This is a genomic window from Devosia sp. SD17-2, from assembly GCF_029201565.1.
In the GTDB taxonomy this organism is placed as follows: Bacteria; Pseudomonadota; Alphaproteobacteria; order Rhizobiales; family Devosiaceae; genus Devosia.
The window spans coordinates 1,105,371-1,124,234 of record NZ_CP104002.1; the positions used below are offsets into that span (position 1 = coordinate 1,105,371).

Annotated in this window: 16 protein-coding genes; 3 read left to right on the forward strand and 13 right to left on the reverse strand. The window is 63.6% G+C overall.

Annotated features, from left to right (window positions below):
• The 6 genes from NYQ88_RS05455 to NYQ88_RS05480 all read right to left on the reverse strand — a co-directional run bounded on the left by NYQ88_RS05455 (nucleotide 1) and on the right by NYQ88_RS05480 (nucleotide 5,960).
• Entirely contained in the window at nucleotides 1-783 is a 783-nt protein-coding gene (locus tag NYQ88_RS05455; protein ID WP_275653943.1) for a DUF1684 domain-containing protein, read from the reverse strand.
• Complete coding sequence (locus NYQ88_RS05460; RefSeq protein ID WP_275653944.1) at nucleotides 780-1,541, reverse strand: ABC transporter ATP-binding protein; 762 nt, start codon at nucleotides 1,539-1,541, stop codon at nucleotides 780-782. Before NYQ88_RS05460 ends, NYQ88_RS05455 begins: the two co-directional genes overlap by 4 nt.
• Nucleotides 1,538-2,344 carry an ABC transporter ATP-binding protein gene (locus tag NYQ88_RS05465; RefSeq protein WP_275653945.1) on the reverse strand — a complete coding sequence of 269 codons (807 nt, stop codon included), beginning with the start codon at nucleotides 2,342-2,344 and terminating at the stop codon, nucleotides 1,538-1,540. The genes NYQ88_RS05460 and NYQ88_RS05465 overlap by 4 nt, the downstream gene beginning before the upstream one ends.
• Nucleotides 2,341-3,183, reverse strand: coding sequence for an ABC transporter permease (locus NYQ88_RS05470; protein WP_275653946.1), 843 nt, complete (start codon nucleotides 3,181-3,183; stop codon nucleotides 2,341-2,343). Before NYQ88_RS05470 ends, NYQ88_RS05465 begins: the two co-directional genes overlap by 4 nt.
• Nucleotides 3,180-4,127 (reverse strand): ABC transporter permease, encoded by a 948-nt coding sequence (locus NYQ88_RS05475; protein WP_275654851.1) that lies wholly within the window; start codon nucleotides 4,125-4,127, stop codon nucleotides 3,180-3,182. Before NYQ88_RS05475 ends, NYQ88_RS05470 begins: the two co-directional genes overlap by 4 nt.
• Before the next feature lie 345 nt (nucleotides 4,128-4,472).
• The gene (locus tag NYQ88_RS05480; RefSeq protein ID WP_275653947.1) at nucleotides 4,473-5,960 is read right to left on the reverse strand and encodes an ABC transporter substrate-binding protein; all 1,488 of its coding nucleotides are present in this window, start codon (nucleotides 5,958-5,960) and stop codon (nucleotides 4,473-4,475) included.
• A 393-nt stretch (nucleotides 5,961-6,353) separates the two neighbouring features.
• Here NYQ88_RS05480 and NYQ88_RS05485 point away from each other — a divergent pair, with 393 nt between their 5' ends.
• The 3 genes from NYQ88_RS05485 (at nucleotide 6,354) to NYQ88_RS05495 (ending at nucleotide 9,969) form a co-directional block, all read left to right on the forward strand.
• On the forward strand, nucleotides 6,354-7,391 hold the full coding sequence (locus NYQ88_RS05485) for a sulfate/molybdate ABC transporter ATP-binding protein (protein ID WP_275653948.1): 1,038 nt from the start codon (nucleotides 6,354-6,356) through the stop codon (nucleotides 7,389-7,391).
• A gap of 85 nt (nucleotides 7,392-7,476) precedes the next feature.
• Nucleotides 7,477-9,150, forward strand: a complete 1,674-nt coding sequence (locus tag NYQ88_RS05490; RefSeq protein ID WP_275653949.1) for a Na/Pi cotransporter family protein — start codon at nucleotides 7,477-7,479, stop codon at nucleotides 9,148-9,150.
• Nucleotides 9,151-9,165: 15 nt separating this feature from the next.
• Nucleotides 9,166-9,969, forward strand: coding sequence for an inositol monophosphatase (locus NYQ88_RS05495; RefSeq protein WP_275653950.1), 804 nt, complete (start codon nucleotides 9,166-9,168; stop codon nucleotides 9,967-9,969).
• A 252-nt stretch (nucleotides 9,970-10,221) separates the two neighbouring features.
• Here the strand turns inward: NYQ88_RS05495 and NYQ88_RS05500 are convergent, their stop codons facing one another.
• From NYQ88_RS05500 to NYQ88_RS05530, 7 genes are all read right to left on the reverse strand, one after another.
• A complete protein-coding gene (locus NYQ88_RS05500; protein ID WP_275653951.1) occupies nucleotides 10,222-11,061 on the reverse strand; it encodes a glycerophosphodiester phosphodiesterase family protein in 840 nt (279 codons plus the stop codon).
• A 321-nt stretch (nucleotides 11,062-11,382) separates the two neighbouring features.
• The gene (locus tag NYQ88_RS05505; RefSeq protein WP_275653952.1) at nucleotides 11,383-12,456 is read right to left on the reverse strand and encodes an ABC transporter ATP-binding protein; all 1,074 of its coding nucleotides are present in this window, start codon (nucleotides 12,454-12,456) and stop codon (nucleotides 11,383-11,385) included.
• 206 nt (nucleotides 12,457-12,662) lie between these two features.
• Complete coding sequence (locus NYQ88_RS05510) at nucleotides 12,663-13,484, reverse strand: ABC transporter permease subunit (RefSeq protein ID WP_275653953.1); 822 nt, start codon at nucleotides 13,482-13,484, stop codon at nucleotides 12,663-12,665.
• A gap of 1 nt (nucleotide 13,485) precedes the next feature.
• A complete protein-coding gene (locus tag NYQ88_RS05515; RefSeq protein WP_275653954.1) occupies nucleotides 13,486-14,364 on the reverse strand; it encodes an ABC transporter permease subunit in 879 nt (292 codons plus the stop codon).
• Nucleotides 14,361-15,509, reverse strand: coding sequence for an extracellular solute-binding protein (locus NYQ88_RS05520; RefSeq protein ID WP_275653955.1), 1,149 nt, complete (start codon nucleotides 15,507-15,509; stop codon nucleotides 14,361-14,363). Before NYQ88_RS05520 ends, NYQ88_RS05515 begins: the two co-directional genes overlap by 4 nt.
• Before the next feature lie 467 nt (nucleotides 15,510-15,976).
• Nucleotides 15,977-17,392 (reverse strand): CehA/McbA family metallohydrolase, encoded by a 1,416-nt coding sequence (locus NYQ88_RS05525; RefSeq protein ID WP_275653956.1) that lies wholly within the window; start codon nucleotides 17,390-17,392, stop codon nucleotides 15,977-15,979.
• A 365-nt stretch (nucleotides 17,393-17,757) separates the two neighbouring features.
• Nucleotides 17,758-18,861, reverse strand: a complete 1,104-nt coding sequence (locus NYQ88_RS05530; RefSeq protein WP_275653957.1) for an ABC transporter ATP-binding protein — start codon at nucleotides 18,859-18,861, stop codon at nucleotides 17,758-17,760.
• Nucleotides 18,862-18,864 lie beyond the last annotated feature (3 nt).

Consider the following 18,864-nt stretch of genomic DNA (forward strand, 5'->3'; position numbering starts at 1 on the left):
TCAAGCCTTGAGGCGCTTTTCACCGGCCTCGATGCGGATCGGCAGGACGTTCTCGGCCGGCGGCAGCGGGCAGACGGCATGCTCGGTGAAGGCGCAGGGCGGATTGATCGCCTTGTTGAAGTCGAGGACGATGGTGTTCTCGGTGACGTTTTCGCCGAAGACGAAGCGCGAGGCGGGATAGGTGCTGTCGCGCGAGGTGGCATCGCGGATGACGAATTGCGGGGCTTCCGGCGTGCCGTGCGTGGCCAGCAGTTCATAGGTGACACCATCGCGGGTGAAGACGGCCTTGTGGGTGGCCTCCACATCGGTCGGGATCGACTTTGAGGTGTCGACGGTCAGGCCCTTGGGGGCTTCCAGCTTCACCCAGTCGGCGGTGATGCGCCAGCTCTCGTCGAGCGGAAAATAGTCAATCGGCGCCAAATGGTTAGGGGCGTCCGAGGTGGTGTCGCGGATGCGCACGGCGTTTTCGCTATTGAGCGTCGTCACTTCCAGCAGCAGGTTTTCGGCCATAAAGCGGGGCGGCTTGTACTTGGCCAGCTCGAGCTTCTGCGGCGCGCCGCCAGAGGGCGTCCAGGTGACATTGTCCTCGGCGTCCTGGGTGAGGCTGCCGGCATAATCGGGGCCGGCGGAGAGGACGACATCGTTGTCGCCGGCCTTGCCCAGGGTGACTGTGCCTTCGGCCAGCCAGGCGCGGGCGATGATGTTGAGCCAGCCTTCGGCAGCCTTGAGGGCGGCGAGGCGGCGGGCCTGCCAATCGGCATATTCGGTGGCGTAGTCGGTCATGATTGGGCCTCGTTCAAAGTCAGGCGCGGCACGCTGGCGAGCAGGCGCTGCGTATAGGGATGTTGCGGGGATTTCAGGATGTTAGCCGTCTCGCCAGCCTCGACGATACGGCCTTTCTCGAGGATGACCATGCGCTTGCAGAGGGCGGCGACGACGGCGATGTCGTGGGAGACAAAGAGCAGGCTCATCGAGGCGCTAAGCCGTTCCAGCAGCTCGACAATTCGCACCTTAGTGGTGAGGTCGAGAGCGCTGACGGCTTCATCAGCGAGGAGGAGCCGCGGGCCGGGGACGATGGCCCGGGCGATGGCGATGCGCTGGCGCTGGCCGCCCGAGAACTGGTGCGGATAGCGGTCGGCGGCGTCGGCGGGCAGGCCGACCTGTTCCAATGCCTCGGCGACCATCTTTGCGTGGTCGCCCGAAATCTTCAGGGATTTCAAGGGCTCAGCGATGATCGAGAAGACCGTCTGGCGGGGGTCGAGTGAGGAATAGGGGTCCTGGAAGACCACCTGCGCCTGCCGCCGGTAGTGCCGCATGAAACCGGCATTGCGCGGGTCGAGGGGGGCGCCGTCGAAGGTGATCTCGCCGCTGTCGGGGCGGGCGAGACCGAGGAGAAGGCGCAGGATTGTGGTCTTGCCTGAACCGGATTCGCCAACAAGACCAATGGTTTCGCCGGGCTCGATGGAGAAGGAGACCTTGTCGAGGATGGGTCGGTTGGCGGTGTAGGCGAAGCTGACATTGTCTACGGAAACGAGGCTCATGGCTGGCCCTCCAGAGCGGCGTCGAACTGGCGGGCGGCGGAGAGGAGGCTCCTGGTGTAGTCGTGTTGCGGCTGGGTGAAAACGGTGTCCACCGGGCCGGCTTCGACGGCTTCGCCCTGGCGCAAGACTATGATTTTGTTGACAGTATTGGCGACGACGGGGAGATCGTGGCTGATAAAAAGCAGGGCCATGTTGCGCTCGCGGACGAGGCGATCGAGCAGGGCGAGGATTTCGGCCTGGGTGGTGACATCCAGCGCGGTGGTCGGTTCGTCGGCGATGAGAAGGTTTGAACGACAGGCCAGAGCCATGGCGATGGCGACGCGCTGGCGCTGTCCACCGGAGAGCTCATGGGGGTAGGAACGCGCTATGCGTTCGGGTTCACCAAGTGCCACTTCGGTTAGCAGACTGTTAACGTTGACGGAGAGTGCCTGTGAATCGAGCGGCTGGCCATCGCGGCGGGCGCGACGCGCCAATGGTTCTGCAATCTGCTTGCCGACACGCATGAGAGGGTCGAGCGCGGTGAGCGGTTCCTGGAAGACGATGGCGGCGGCGGTGCCGCGCAGGCGATCGAGCTGGCGGTCGGGCGTGCCGATGACTTGCTTGCCGGCGAGCTCGACCGAGCCGGTGGCGACAAGACCGCTTGGCAGGAGGCCGGTGATGGCGAGCGAGCTCAGGGATTTGCCCGAGCCGGATTCGCCGATGAGGCCGAGCCGTTCGCCCTTCTCCAGCGTGAAGGAAAGATCGGACACCAGCGTCTTGCTGCCGGCGTGGACGGAGAGGTTTTTGACCTTGAGCAGGCTCATCGGGCGCGCCTCGTCGGATCGATGGTTTCGCGTAGGCCGTCGGCGAGGAGATTGACGCCGATGGCGAGCGAGACGAGGGCAAGGCCGGGCACGATGGCGCCGAGCGGGGCGGTGTAGACCGTGCCCTGGGCTTCCTGCAGCATCCGGCCCCATGAGGCATTGGGCGGCGGGGCGCCGAGGCCGAGATAGGAGAGCGAGGCCTCGGCAATGACAGCGAGGCCGAACTGCAGGGCAAAATTGACCGAGAGGGTCGGCCAGATATTGGGCAGAATGTGGATGGCGACGATCTTTGGCCAGGAACTGCCCGAGGTGCGCGCGGCGGTGATGTAGTCCATCACCAACACCCGCTTGGCGAGAATGCGGGTGAGGCGGGCGACAATGGCCGAAAGGGCGATGCCGAGCGCGAGGATAGCCGACCAGAGGCTGGCTGTGTCGCTGGCGGCGACCACCAGCATGGCAATCAACAGGGTGGGGAAGGCGATGAGGATGTCGAGCGCGGCGGCCAGGGCGTCGTCGAGCCATTTGGTGGCAAAGGCTGCGAGAATGCCCAGGGTGACGCCGATGATGGCGCCGATGGCAACGGCGCCAAGCCCGACGATGAGGGCAATGCGGCTGCCGATCATCAACTGGGTGAAGAGATCGCGGCCGAGACGGTCAGTGCCGATCCAATGCAGCCAGCTTGGACCTTCAAGGCGCATGCCGACCATGCCGGTCGGCTCATAGGGAAGCCAGACGAGCGAAAGAAGGCCGGTGAAGACGTGGACGCCGACCAGGATGAGCCCGGCCCAGAGGGTGAGCGAGAACCGGCGCGGTGCTTTGGCGGTAACAGCGATGGTCATGATGCGGCCCTCGTGCGGCCGCGCAGGCGCGGATCGACCAGGCGCTGGGCAATATCGGCGGCAAAGCCGATGAGGAGGACCAGCAGTGTGGAGACAAAGAGCACGCCCTGCACATTGGGATAATCGCGCTGCTGAATGGCGAGCAGCAGCATGGAGCCAAGGCCGGGCAGCGAGAAGACGCGCTCGATGACGACGGCGCCGAGGAAGGTGCTGGCGAGCTCGATGCCGAGGATGGAAATGACCGGGACGGCGCCATTGCGCAGCCCATGACGCATCAGGGCTTCGGGGAAGCTGTCGCCGAGGGCGCGGGCGGTGCGCAGATAATCGCTGCCGAGGACATCAAGCGTGGCGGCGCGGACATAGCGCAGGAGCGAGGCGCCCATGACGAGGCCGATGGTGAGGGACGGCAGGATCATGCCGGTCGCCGCCTCGCCAAAATTGTACCAGCCGCGCAGCGGAAAGCCGCCCGAGGGCAGCCAGCGCAGATTGATGGCAAAGAGGGTGACGAGGAGAATGCCGACCCAGAAGACGGGGATGGCGATGCCGAGCTGGGAGACGATGGAGATGGCGTTGCCATACCATTTGTCGGACCGCACGGCGGCAAGAATGCCGAGCGGAATGGCAAGGATCAGCGCCAGCACAAAGCCGAAAAAGGTCAGCGGCAGAGTGACCGACATACGGTTGCCGATCTCTTCGAGCACCGAGGCGCGGCTGACAAAGGAGGTGCCGAGATCAAGCCGGGCAAGATTGCCGAGAAAATTGACGAACTGGATATAGAGCGGCTGATCGGAGCCGACCTGGGCGCGGGCGGCGGCAATCTGCTGCTCGGTGGCACCAACGCCGAGGAGGGCATTGGCGGGGTCGCCGGGCAGCAGGCGCAGCAGCACAAAGAGCACCACGGCCGCGAGAAACAGCGAGGCGATCAGGATCAGCGTGCGTCGGATGAGGTAGGCGAGAATGGCGTCGTTTCCTTGCGCGATTGATGGCGCAGAATAGCGGGGGGCGGAGCGCAAAGCCACCGGGGTCGGGCGGTGGAGCACAGGGTTTGTTGGTGGTTTGGGGGGCGCGAGATTAGCGCAAGTGGCTCACCCCACCCTCAATCCCTCCCCATCAAGGGGAGGGATTGAGGGTGGGGGTGCTCTGTCCCCACTATGGTCTGGCTAAGAAGAGAACCCCCACCTAGCCTCCCCCTGAGGAGGGGGAGGGATCGGCCGGTGGCTTACAGGCTTCTCAGCTTACTCGATGGGTTCCTCCCCCTGGAGAGGGGGAGGTTAGGGGGGTAGCCCAGACTACTCAGCCTTCTGAATGTCGTAGGCGAAGAACTGGGAGTTGAGGCCGTTGACCGGGTAGCCGGTGACGTTGGCGGCCGAGACGACGATCTGGGGGTAGAGGTAGAGCCAGTTGCTGGCAGCGTCCTCGGCGATGATCTTGTTGGCCTCGGTGAGCTTTTCGACCTGTTCGGCTTCCGAATTGGCGGCTTCGCTGTCGGCGATCAGCTGGACGACTTCGGGGTTGTTGTAGCCCCAGTAGAAGTCCGGATTGCCGTAGAAGACGATGTCGCGGTGGTTGACGTGCTCCTGCAGCGTCGCCTCGAAATTCTTCTCCTGGTAGATCTTGGTGTACCACTCGTTGGCGGTGATGATGTTGATGTTCACCTTGACGCCGATCTTGGCGTATTCGGCCTGGAGGAACTGCGCCACGAGCGGGTGCGGATCGTAGTCGGGCGTGTCGAGGGTGAACTCGAAACCATCGGGATAGCCGGCTTCGGCGAGCAGCGCCTTGGCGCTTTCAACGTCATAGGCATCGACGCCGGTGAGGTCGACATACCAGGGGTCGGTCGGCGGCACGAAGGAGCCGATCAGCGTGCCATAGTCACCCCAGATGGAGTTGAGAAGGCGTGCCTTGTCGGTGGCGCGGGCGAGAGCCTTGCGAACCTTGACGTTGTCGAAGGGGGCGACGCGGTCGTTATAGGCCAGCAGTTCCTTGGTGGTGGAAGCGCCTTCGGTGACAGTGAAGGACGAGTTGCCGGCGAACTGGGCCAGCGAGTCCGGGCTTTGGACCGAGGTGATGATGTCGACGGCGTTGGTCAGAAGCGCGTTGTTGAGGGCGGTCGCGTCAGTGAAATAGGTGTAGATCACTTCGGCATTGGTCGGGGCTTCACCCCAGTAATTGGCATTGCGCTCGAGGGCCAGGGCCGAGCCGCGACGCCATTCGCCCAGCATATAGGGGCCGGTGCCGTCTGCCGAAGCGGTGATGTCGGTGGCCGCGTCGTTGACGATCCAGACATAGGAGAGATTGTAGGGCAGCGACACCGAACGGGCCGAGAGCGTGATGACCACGGTCTGGTCGTCGGGCGTCTCGATCGAGGTGATGGTCGAGAGGCTGCGCTTGCGCGAGCTCTTGGATTCCTCGGCGGTGACGCGCTCGATCGACCGCTTGACGTCGACCGCGGTCAGCGGGTCGCCGGAGTGGAAGCTTACGCCGGATTTGAGGGTGAAGGTGTAGGTGAGGCCATCTTCGCTGACCTCATAGCCTTCCACCAGACGGGGCTCGACATTGCCTTCGTCGGCGAGCTGGAACAGGGCCTCATAGACATTGCCATTGAAGGCTTCGTTGATGCCCTGGCCGGCGCCAGCGGTGTTGTCGAGGTTCTGCGGCTCGTAGAGCGAGCCGATGCGGATGGTAGCATCGGGGTTGAAATCCTGCGCGAGGGTCGCGGCGGGCAGGGAAACGCCGGCCAGCAGAGCTGCTGCAAGGAGAAGGGTCTTGGTGGTCATGTGACGCTCCAGATGTTCGATTGCGGCGATTTTAGAAGCAGGCGGAATAAATCACTACTGGCTGGATCGACATTGTTGTGCCCGATACAGGGTGCCGATGGCATTTCGTCCTCAGGCTGTGCCCGGTGGTGGAAAGCCATTCTATTGTCATCGCCACATTCGGGCGGATTTAGGATGAGGATGGCGGCGGGGCACGGTGGCCGCCGGAAGGTGGCTGCGGGTGCCGTCGACGCATTCATTCTGCGCGGGGCTTTTCCCGTGGCAGAATTTTCCGCTGCGCCGGGTGCAATTGTTGGCGGGACGTCTTGTTAATCTCGACTTGGACGATAGGGTCTAGGCACTTCCGGCGGGAGAGCTCCGTCGGCCGAAACACCAATGCAATCGAGTGGCCGCATGGATGTCAGCGTACAAAATGTTCGCAAGGAATTTGACCGGTTTCCGGCGCTGCACGATGTGTCGCTGGATATCCAGTCCGGAGAACTGATTGCGCTGCTTGGTCCGTCCGGCTCGGGCAAGACCACGTTGCTGCGGCTGATTGCGGGGCTCGAAGCGCCGACGGCGGGCAAGATTTTCTTTGGTCAGGAAGACGCTTCGGACAAGAGCGTGCAGGAGCGCAATATCGGCTTCGTGTTCCAGCACTATGCGCTGTTCCGGCACATGACGATTCTGGAAAATGTGTCCTTCGGGCTGAAGGTGCGGCCCAAGGCGCTACGGCCGGCTGCGGGTGAAATAAGGCGCCGGGCGCTGGAATTGCTCGACCTGGTGCAGCTGTCGGGGCTGGAGAAGCGCTACCCCAACCAGCTTTCGGGCGGGCAGCGGCAGCGCGTGGCGCTGGCACGGGCGCTGGCCATCGAGCCGCGCGTCTTGCTGCTCGACGAGCCCTTCGGGGCGCTCGACGCGCAGGTGCGGCGGGATCTGCGCAAATGGCTTCGGGAGATCCATGACCGCACCGGGCATACGACGGTGTTCGTGACGCATGACCAGGAAGAGGCGCTGGAATTGTCGGACCGGCTCTGCGTGATGAGCCAGGGGCGGATCGAGCAGGTGGGCACGCCGGACGATGTCTATGACAATCCGCAATCGCCGTTCGTGTTCGGATTCATTGGGGAATCGAGCGCGCTGCCGGTGCGGGTGAGTAATGGCGAATTCTGGCTCGATGACCGGCCGATCGGGGTTGCGGCAACGGGCCAGGAGGATGGGCCAGCCCAGCTCTATTTCCGGCCGCATGATGTGGAACTGATCGAGGGCGGGCCGGGGCTTGCGGGCGTGGTGGCGACGAGCCGCCGCGTCGGTGGCACGCGCCGGGTGGAGCTTGACGTGGGTGGCGGCAAGCACCGCGTCGAGATCGACCTGCCGTTCGATCACCCGGCCGGCGAGCGCAGCCAGATCGCGTTCAGGCCGCGGCGCTGGCGGGTCTTTCCGGCGGCCTGACTTCTCGTTCGTGACCTGGGCGAGGGGTGGCCTCCCGGGAGGAATAGGCGTACAATAAATGTTCTATCTGCTTCGGTAGGAGAACATGCATTCCACAATTCAGCTGATTGACCTGCTTGGTGCCGCAGCGCTTCTGCTCTGGGGCCTGCGGCTGATCAAAACCGGGGTGATGCGGGCCTTCGGGGCTTCGCTGCGCCATTGGATTGCCAAGGGCACGGGCAATCGCGTGTGGGCGGCGCTGAGCGGGTTCATGGCGACCCTGGCGCTGCAATCGAGCACGGCGACGGCTGTCATCACTGCGTCCTTTGCCGCCAATGGCTCGATCCAGCCGCGCATGGCGCAGGCGGTGATGCTGGGCGCCAATGTGGGCACGGCCATCGCGGCGGTAATCCTCTCGCTCGATGTGCACTGGTTTTCCTCGGTGATGATGCTGGCCGGGGTGACGCTGTTCTCCCTGAGCCCGGATGCGCGCGGCAAGGGGCTGGGGCGGGCCTTTCTGGGGCTCGGGCTGATGCTGCTGGCGCTGCAGCTGGTGGGCAATATCACCGGGCCGCTGCGCGAGTCCGAGGTGATGATCGCTGTGCTGACCGGGCTCGGCGAGGCGCCGGTATTTGCGCTGATCCTGGCGGCGGGGCTGGCGTTCCTTGCGACTTCGAGCCTGGCGGTGGTGCTGTTCGTCGCCATGCTGGGGCAGGCGGGCATTTTGCCGGCGGCGCTCGGAATTGTGCTGGTGGCGGGGGCAAATCTGGGCGGGGCGATCCCGCCGTTTCTGGCGGTGCTGCGGGAGGGATATGAAGGGCGGCGCCTTACGCTGGCGAACCTTGCTGTGCGGGCGATCGGTGCCTTGGCGTTGACGGCGCTGTCGGTGCCGCTGGCGCGCTTGCTCTCGGGAATTTTTACCGATGTCGGCACGCTGGCGATTGCTACCCATGTAGGGTTCAGCGTCGTGCTGCTCATTGTGTTCCTGCCGTTGATCGGGCCGGTGGGCAAGCTTGCGGCATTGGCCATTCCGGCGCCAGAGCAGCCCGAGCGCGGGGTGCGCTATCTCGATGAATCGGCGCTCGATACGCCCACGATTGCCCTGGCGGCGGCGGCGCGCGAGGCGCTGCGGGTCAGCGATATCGTGCTCAATATGCTGAACGCCAGCCTTGCCAATCTGCGCAAGCCAGCGCCGGCGGCGCGGCGGACCATTGCCGGGCTCGACGACGACGTCGACCGCCTTCAGCACGCGATCAAACTCTATCTCAGCCGGCTCGACAATGGCGATCTCGACGCAGAAGAGTCCGAGCGGGCCACCGAGATCATCAGCTACGCCATCAATCTCGAGCATGTGGGCGACATGGTCGAGGGCGGGCTTAACGAGGGGATCGCCAAGCTGGCCAAGCGGCAGGTGAAATTCTCCGCCGAAGGTTTTGCCGAAATCGTTGCGCTTTACGAAAAGACCATCGCCAATATGCAGCTCAGCCAGACGGTGTTCATGACCAGGGACCCGGTGCTGGCCCGGCAATTGGTGGCAGCAAAGGTCGAGGTGCGGCGGCTGGAATCCCTGTCGGCCAAGGCGCATCTCCTGAGGGTACGTCAGCGTGTGCCGGCGGCGATGGAGACCAGCTCGGTGCATCTCGACATGCTGCGCGACCTCAAGCGTATCAACGCGCATCTGGCCTCGGTGGCCTATCCCATTCTCGAAACCAAGGGCGAGCTCGACGAGAGTCGGCTGCGCGATGCGCCGGACCTCGAGCCGCACCGGGTAGAAAAATAAGCGGAGATTTTTGTGATGGATTACCAGCCGGTACTGGCGGACATGGTTGCAGTCGCGCGCGAGGCCGGGGCGCTGACGCAGGGCTATTTCGAGAAGTTTCGGGACATCGAGATCGGCATCAAGGGACCGGCCGATTTCGTCTCCGATGCGGACAAGAACAGCGAGCTGCTCATTCGCAAATATCTCTTCGAGCGCTATCCCGGCTGGAGTTTTACCGGTGAGGAATTCGATCCGGTGGAGAAAGACAGCGAGCACCGCTGGCTGGTCGACCCGATCGATGGCACCACCAATTTCATCAATGGGATGGAGTACACGATCTCGATCGCGCTGCGGCGCGGCAATGAGACGGTGTGCGGGGCGCTGTTCAATCCGGTGAACGGGGAAATGTTCACGGCCATCAAGGGGCAGGGCGCGTTCTGCAATGGCGAAAAACTCTCGGTGAGCAAACGCACAGATGTGGGGCTCTTCAATATCGGCACGGGACTGGCGACGCCGGGGCTGTTCACTCATGAAGGGTTTTACGCGCGGCTCGATGCGCTGCGGGCGAAGGTGGGGGCGGTGCGGATTGTGGGGAGCTCGGCCAATAGCTGCGCCTTCGTGGCGCTGGGCCGGCTGACCGGGTATTTTGAAGAAAGCGGCATCGTCGACTGGGCGGTGGGCGTCTTGCTGGTCGAGGAGGCAGGCGGCGTGGTGAGTGATTGGTGGGGGCGCGGGCCGGAATTTTATGAGCGCACGGGGTGCGTGATCGCGGCCAATCCGGCGACGCACGCGTTTCTCATCGAGATGCTGAAGGATGCGCCGCGGAAGGATCCGAGGTAGTTTTTGTGGGGCAGAAGAGCCCCTCACCCTAACCGGCCATTGGAGCATAGCTCTCATGGCTTTCTCGGCCAGCTGATGGGCTTGCACCCCTCACCCTAACCCTCTCCCCAAAGGGGCGAGGGGATCAGATCGAGTGTGTCTCGGGCTCCACTCGAAAGACCAAGTCTGTCTGTGCCACACCCCCAACCTCTCGGCTCCTTCGTCCCCTCTCCCATCTGGGGAGAGGGTTAGGGTGAGGGGTCTTCTTCTGTCCTACCTACTCCCCATCATCTCAAGAACGCCCTCGGGGTCGTCGGTGGTGATTTGATCGACGCGGAGGTCCAGAAGCCTGTCGATGGCGGGTTTTGTGGTGTCGTCGGCGGTTTTGATGGTCCAGGCGTCGACGCGGCGGTGGTCGGCGTGGAGGGCGGCGATGATGTCGAAACCGGCGCGGTCGGCTTCGAGGATCAGACCGTAGTGCAGGTAGATCATTTCGGCGTCCGCGGCGGCGGTGAGCGCGTCGGCGGTGAAGGTCGCGAAATCGCCAGTGGCCTGCAGGCGGGCGAGGGAGGCGCCGTAGCAGGGGTCGTAGCCGGTGCGGAGGCCGGGGGTGTTTGCGGCGAGCAGGGCGATGGCGTCTGCATCGCCGCCCGAGAGGATGAGGGATTTGGCGATCGGGGCCACGGCGCTGGCAAAATTGGCGACCGCGATGGGGTCGAGCGCGGAAAGATCTTCCTTGAAATCGAGCTGGAGCAGCGCCTCGGGATGAGGCTGGTGCTCGGCCAGAAGCGCAGAGAGATCTTCCAGCAGCATGACGTGGTCGGGGATGGGCGTGCCGTCTTCAGCGCGGAGGTGCAGGGTGCGCAGCTGGGAGGCGTGGGTATCGACGACCCGTCCGCTGCCGGTGGTTTCGCGTTCGAGCGTCTTGTCGTGGAGCACGGCAAAACCGCGGTCGGCATGAATGACGAGGTCGATCTCGACACTGGCGCCGAGCTGCATGGCTTCCAGAATGCGGGCGCCGGTGAAGACTGGATCGGAGGCGCGGCGACGGCCGCGATGCCATTTGAGCCAAGTGCGGTGGGCGTTGCGGGTGAGGTAGAGCGGGGCGGACATGGGCGGCTCGGGGTGGAATGAATTGGTTCTATCGCGCGCTTTGCCCTTAGGGGAGAGGGGGCGTAGAGGAGAGAAAATACCCCCGCCCGAGCTGCGCTAAGGCCCTTTGGGCCTAAGCTGCGCTTGCCCCCCCCTCAAGGGGGGGGGTGAAGGGGCGGTGGAGAGAGTCTTCACCAAGGCTGAACTCCTCGTCTCAACCGACATTCGCTTGGCGAGCTCGGCGTGCCCATTGGGGTCGACTGAAGACCCCCACCCTCATTCCCTCCCCACAAGGGGGAGGGAGGCGCAGGAGCCGCTGGCTTGGTAGGCTAGCGCCGCGGCTCATCCCTGCGCTAGCGCAGGAGATTTGCTGTCCTGGGCGCTCCGAAAGATCTGTTGGTCGTGGCGGTAGACGGCGACGGCGCGGGGGGTGAGAGTGACGCCTTGGCCGGTGGCGAAGAGGTCGGGGTGGGAGACCATGGTCTTGAGGCGGGTGCCGTCGGGCAGGGCGAGGTCGACAAGGCCGTGGGTGCCGAAATCGGTCACGCGGTGGATTTTGGCCTGGCCCGGTTCGGCGGCGACGAGGTCGAGCGCTTCGGGGCGGATTGCGAGCGTGGCCGGTCCGTCGGGCAGGGCGAGGAGCGTGGTAAAACTGTCGCGGGTGAACATGCCATTGGCGACCACGCCTTCGATGAGGTTCATGGTGCCGATGAAACCTGCGACGAACGGGGTCTGCGGATCGCGATAGACGACGTCCGGGCGGTCGATCTGTTCGGTGCGGCCATCGCGCATGACCACGATGCGGTCGGCCATGGAGAGAGCCTCATCCTGGCCGTGGGTGACAAAGAGCGTGGTAATTTTCAGGCGCTGCTGGATGTCGCGGACTTCCTCGCGAAGACGCTCACGCAGGTGCTGGTCAAGGCTGGCAAAGGGCTCGTCGAGCAGTAGGATTTTGGGCTCGAGCACGAGCGAGCGGGCGAGGGCGACGCGCTGCTGCTGGCCACCGGACAGCTGAGTGACGCGGCGGCTGCCGTAGCCCGCAAGACCCACGAGTTCGAGGACCGCTTCCACCCTTTGCTTGATTTCGGCGGCGGGGAGACGGCGGAGTTTCAAGCCAAAGGCGAGGTTCTTGAATACATCCATATGGGTCCAGAGCGCGTGGCTCTGGAACACCATGCCGGTGGGGCGCTTTTCCGGCGGCAGGTGGGTGATGTCCTCGCCATCGATGGTGATTTCGCCCGAAGAGGGGCGCTCAAAGCCGCCGACCATGCGCAGCAGGGTGGATTTGCCCGAGCCGGATGGGCCGAGCAGGCAGACAAGCTCGCCATCGGCTACGTCGAGGGAGAAGGTGTCGACCGCCCGGACGGCGCCGTTGGCGAAGATTTTGGTGACGTCTTTGATCTTCAGTACGGACATATTTCTTCAGTTCCTGGGGCCGGTTCCCACCTCTCCCCTTGGGGGAGAGGTCGGCGCCTCGCGCCGGGTGAGGGGGGCTTTAATGGGAGCACCGCGCACGATGGGGTCGGCGGGTAGGGACGAGGCCCCCTCACCCGAATTGCTGCGCAATCCGACCTCTCCCCCAAAGGGAGAGGTGGGGAGCAAGCCCTGGCGCCGGAGGGCCATCATGCCCCGAACCCCTTGGCAAACGAGCCGGAGTTGACGACGCGGCGGGCGAAGAGGAGGGCGATGAAGCTGGGGATCCAGAGGAGGACGGAGAGCACCGCGCCATATTGAATAACGGGCTGATTGTTGATGAAGGAAATCATCAGCACCGGCAGGGTGCGGATCTGCGGGGCCCCGATGAGCCAGGCGCCTTCGGTTTCGTAAAAGGTGCCGACGAAGCTGAGCAGGAGGGCCGCGGCAATGGTCGGGCCGGCCTGCGGCAGGGTGATCGACCAGAAGACGCGGAACGGGGAGGCGCCGACATCGCGGGCGGCTTCCTCCATGCGGCGATCGACGCCCTGGAAGGCGGCGACGGGGATCCAGATCATGAACAGCAGCGTGCCGACGAGCTGGATGAGGACCACGCCCCAAAACGTGCCGATGAGATTGAGCTGGAGGAATATGCCGGCGATGGCGACCAGAAGGCCGAATTTGGGGAAAGCGTGCCCGGCAAGGAACGAGAAGAACAGGATATCGCGGCCGGGGAAATCGAGCCGAGCGAAGGCATAGGCGGCGGGCAGGCAGATCAGCGCCGAGAGGGCCGTCACCACCGTGGCCAGCGATAGGCTCATGGTGATGGAGCTCCACACGTCGGCGCGGGCGAGGGTCTGGCTCCAGAAGCGGAGGCCGAATTCCTGCGGGATGACGGACGGATAGCGCCAGACATTGGTGAAGGCCCAGGTGCCGACGACGACCAGCGGGACAATGATGACGATGGTGAGGGTGACGGCAAAGAAAATGCCCACCCAGTCGATTTGACGTCTTGCGAGGGTTGCGGCCATGTCAGGGCGTCCTGTTCTTGGCGACGGAGCGCACATAGAAGAGGCCAAAGATGATGCAGAAGCCGAAGGTGACCACGGCCTGGGTGATGGCATTGGTCGGATCGTAGAGATCGCGGAAGGTGCGCTGCATGAAGGGGCCCATCATTTCGGGCGCGGCCGGGCCGAGGATGTAGGGCAGGGTGAAGGCCGAGAAAATGCCGAGCACGGCAAATGAGACGGCCACCAGCATGGAATTGGAAATGCGCGGCAGGATGATGTGCCAGAAGAGCGCCAGGCGCCCGGCGCCGACATCGCGCGCTGCCTCGATCGCCTGATTGGACACATTGCCCAAGCCCGAGAGCAGGATCAGCACGGTGAGCGGGATATTGTCCCAGACGAGGCCGATCACCGGACCCCAGGGGGTGAGGTAGGGCGATTTGATCTTGGGCAGGCCGACGGAATTAAGGAGGAGATCGGTGGTGCCGTTTGGTCCCAGCACGCGAATGAACGCGAAGGCCAGGATGATCGAGGGCACGAACATGGGGAAGATGGCGAGGCCCTGGACATAGGCGGCCAGCTTGCTGTCGGAGAAGCGCAGATACAGCGCGATGGGTACGCAGATGACCAGCAGCAGGACAGCGCAGACGCCGGTGGTCCAGAGCGTTATCGACAGATTGGAGAGGCTGTAGCTGTCGGAAAAGAAGAACTGGTAGGTGCCGGTGGAGAAGGTGCGACCGCCCTCGGGCGTTGGCAGCCACAGCGTCTGGATGACGGCGGAAACGATCGGCCAGATCACCAGCCAAACGACGAGAATTACCGGAGCCGCCACGAGCAGGAGGCCGAACGGCCTCCCGCGTTGGATGTGCTCAACTCCGGGGGAGCTGAGGGCGGAGTTGGTCACGCGTCCGGATCCACATTGGGGGCCACGGTGCGGTACCAGCCATCATTGATGAGGCGTTCCCAATTGCCGCTCGGGAAGACCGGGATGGAATTGGGGATGACATCGGCAAAGCGCTCGCGCAGGGCAGGGTCGACATGGTCCCAGGAGACGCCCGGGAAGCCGCCCAGCTCGGTGAGCACGGCCGACTGGATTTCCTCGGAGAGGACGAAATCGGCCAGCTTGAGCGAGAGGTCCTTGTTGCTGCCATTGGAGAGGATGGTGATGCGCGAGAAGCCGCCGGGCAGGCCCAGATCCTGGAGCTGAACGAGGCCGGTGGTTTCGGGCAGCACCCCCTGCTCGATGGCTGACAGGGCCTGATCGGACCAGGCGGGGATCATGGTGACGGCGGATTGGCCGAGCAGCTGCAGCGACTGGGTATTGCCCGAAGTATAGGCGCCGCCGTCGAAGAGGGAGGGGCCGATATCGTTGAGGATGTCCCATGCGCCGGGGAGCATGGCATCGCCATTTTCCGGGGTGGCGTTGTCGACGGTGAACTTGGACACATCCTGGCCATTGGCCTCGAGCACGGCGCGTCGCACGAAATTGAGGCCCGAGCCGCCCTTGTTGGGACGGTTATAGATGAACTGGCCCGGATTGGCCTTGATCCAGGCCATGAGATCGGCCCAGGTTTTGGGCACATTGGCCGGATCGAGCTTGGTGGTGTCGTAGGCGAGCAGGACCTGGGACCCGCGATAGGGCAGGTTTTGCGGAATGTCCCGGGCCAGCGGATTGATCTTGGAATAGTTGGAGAGCCCGGCTTCCTCGAAATTGACCCAAAGGCCCTGGTCGATGGCGCCGACCGGCTGACGGGCATCAAAACCCTCGAAGAAGTCGGCCTGCGGATCGGCATTGGAGCCCATGGCGGCGAGGCCGCGCTCGGCAATGGCCTGAAGACCGGCGTTGTCGCCGCCATCCACCAGATTGATGGTGACGCCGGGATTGGCGGCCTCGAATTTGGGCGCCACCACATTGGTCCAGAAATCGAGAATGTTCTGGTCCGAGCTGGTGTACCAGTCGATACGGCCCGCTTCAGCGAAGGCGGAGCGGGGCAACAGAGCAACGCCGGCGGCGGCACCGGCGGCGAGCATGAAATCACGCCGTTTCATCAAACTTCTCCCTTTTCGAACGGACATTCCAGTTTGTGTCACAATGCACTCTGGATTTCATCGCGCTGACGTCGACTTTTCCTTTGGCAAGAGGTTAAGCCTCGCTTGAATTTGAAAGCAAGCGGAAAGCGCCATTTGCGCCGGGAAAGCAAGTCGCGGTCAGAACTAAGCGCTTTGAGATGACGTGTTGATGACGCCAAGATGACGTCTCAATGAAGCTGTGCTGTATGCCTAATATATTGAAGGCTATGGGTAATTAGTAATAATGTGAGAGTGGAGGGCGAGCTTGGGGTAGCCGGTGCTGGTGCGAGAGGCAGCAAGGGTTTGCTGCCGAGGTGAGTGACGGCGAATGCACGAGCGATGCCTCTATAACAAGTATAGGTTTGTGCGCCGGCCGGTGCCGTGCTGCCGGAAATGGTGTGGAACGAAGCTTTTCTAGTTCTGATCAAAAAGACCGTTCATTCCATTTATGAAATGGAATTGCGCTCCTCGAGATAGATCGGATTGCTCAGCGCGCGGCGGATGGGCTGGGTGTCGAGGTCAACGTTCTGCAACTGCCAAGGCAAGGCGCGGCCATCGAGTGCGGCCCTGAACTGGGCGACGAGATTTCCTCGGCTGGCCTTGGCGATGATTTCGGCGCGAAGAAATTTCTGGGGCGCGATGGGGAAGGTGGCCTGCCAGTCCTCGGAGGCGATGAGGATATCAGCGATGGGGCCGGTGGCGTCGATGAGGCTGAGCCGGTCGCCGGCTGCGCCCCGGATGATGGCGGTGACCTCTGTGAGGCCTTTGACCGTGCCCCCCATGGGGGTGTCGCCGGCGCGGAGCTCCAGATGGGGGCCGGTGGGGCTTTCTGTAACGTAGCCATGGCCCGATTTCATCGCGGCCAGAATGGCGTCTTCGCTAAGCTCGGGGAGCCAGAAGACGGTCGTTGGGCGGGCAAGGACAAGCGGGCCCTCTGGCATGAGCCGGTCGGGCTGATGGTAGTCGGAGCCGCCGATGGCCGAGAGTTTTAGTCCTGACGCCAGGCGCCGCTGATAGCGATCAAGGGAAACCCAGTTCCAGGCGAGCCAGGTGGATTGCCATACTTCCTGGCAATCGGCGGCGGGAAAATCATAGTCCCACGGAATAGTCGGCTTGTCGTGGTTGATGGAGAGAAGGCCACCCTTCTTATGCACCAGATCAGCGAGGACATGGGCGTCGGAGGGTTTGGTCATGCGGAAGTCGATCCACGCGTCGACGCCAAAGACATTGGCATGGCCGACGGCGGTGGTGACTTCCATTGCCCGCACGAAGACGAGGTCCGGGCTAGAGTGCGGATGGAAATAGCGGCGCTGGGTGATGGTGTTGTGATCGGCGATGGCGAGGAAATCGAGCCCGGCCTGTTTGGCGGCGGCGTGCAGGAGTTCGGGTGCGCCGCGGGCGTCGGAGTGGAACGTGTGGCAGTGGAGGTCGCCTTTGTACCAGCCGGGTTTGGATCGCACGGGGAGGGTGCGGGCGGGCTGGGGTACTAGTGCGCGCGGGGCGGCGTCGAGGGTGATCGTGACTGTTGCCTCGGTGCCGGCCTCGGGGATCTTGTAGAGGCCGAGAATGACATTCCAGATGCCGGGCTGGATCTCGCCATGGATATAGCCGGGGGTGGCGTCGTCAGTGGCAATGAAGAATCTCTCGCGCGCGCCGCCGCTCCAGCCGCGAAACCCTTCGGCGGTGGGGTAGCCTGTGTCGCGGGGATCGAAGGCGCCGAGATCGATGATGCAGTCCTCGGCCTTGGAATAGGCGAGGGTAACGTCGATCCGTGTGGTGCCGACCGGGACATCGAAGGGGATGTAGAAATAGGGGTTTTGCGACTGGTCGGCGCGGGTCAGGGGCGTGGTGATGGTGATCATTTTTGGGTGCCTTGATGGGGCGAAATTACGGACTTCGGGGGTAGGAAAGGGCCCCTCTCCCTAGCCCTCCCCTCGAGGGGGAGGGTGGCATCGCGTTTGAGGCACCGTTTCGCCAAGTGAACCGGCTTCACCCTCCCCCTTGAGGGGAGGGAGGCGATGGGGCGGTGGGAATGGTGTAGAGGTGGTCATCTCAACGCTTCGCTTTTGCCTTCTTCCTTCTCCCCTCGAGGGAGAAGGTGCCCCGCAGGGGCGGATGAGGGGGCTTCTCGACAGGGGGAGGGGGGGGAGAGAACCCCTCACCCTGGATTCTGCTGAACGCAGAAATCCTGTCCCTCTCCCTCAAGGGGAGAGGGGAAGAGCGGATGCTATTCGCCCGCGCCGGGGATGCGGTTGCCGTGGTGGTCGAAGAGGTGGATGTGCTCGGCGCTGAAGGAGAGGGTGACGATGTCGGCGATGTCGAGGTGGTCGTCGGTGAAGATGCGGGCGGTGAGGCGGATGCTGTCGCCGCGATCGATGGTGACGAGGCTTTCGGGGCCCATGTTCTCATTGGCGAAAAGCGGCGCGGTGATGGTGTTGGGGGCGCCGGGGGCGGCAATGCCCAGATGCTCGGGGCGGATGCCGAGGGTGAGGTTTTCGCTTGTGGCGAGCGCCTTGCCGATGGAATCGGTCATGGGCAGGGGAGCGATGGTGAGGCCATCGGCCTTGAGCTGGAGTTTTCCATCGCCTTGGGTGCCGGTGACGGTGACAAGATTCATCGGCGGGTTGCCGACGAAATTGGCGACGAAAGTGGTGGCCGGGCGGCGATAGATTTCGATGGGCGAGGCGAACTGGACGATCTTGCCCTGGTCCATGACGGCGATGCGGGTGGCGAGCGCCATGGCCTCGGCCTGATCGTGGGTGACGTAGACGGCCGTCATGCCCATGTCGCGCTGGAGATGATTGAGAAAGCCGCGGGCCTCGAGGCGCAGTTTTGCATCCAGATTGGAGAGCGGCTCGTCAAAGAGATAAACTTTTGCCGGGTAAACCAGCGCGCGGGCGAGTGAGGTGCGCTGCTGCTGGCCGCCGGAAATCTGGCTGGGGAGCCGGTCCATCAGATGGCCGATCTTGAGCACCTCGGCGACTTCCTTGGCGCGGCCGTGGCGCTTTTCGACGCTCTCGCCGCGCACCTTGAGCGGATAGGCGATGTTATCGGCCAGATTCATGTGCGGGTAGAGCGCGTAATCCTGAAAGACCATGGCGATGTTGCGGTCCTTGGGGTGGAGGTGGGTGACCTCCTCGCCGCCGATAAAGATCTGGCCGGATGTGGGTGTTTCAAGGCCCGCCATCATGCGCAGGGAGGTGGTCTTGCCGCAGCCTGAGGGGCCGAGCAGGCACACGAACTCACCATCGCCGATGGAGAAGCTGACGTCGGTGACGGCCTTGAACTCGCCAAAGCTCTTGGAAACGTTCCTGAATTCAACAGATGCCATGAG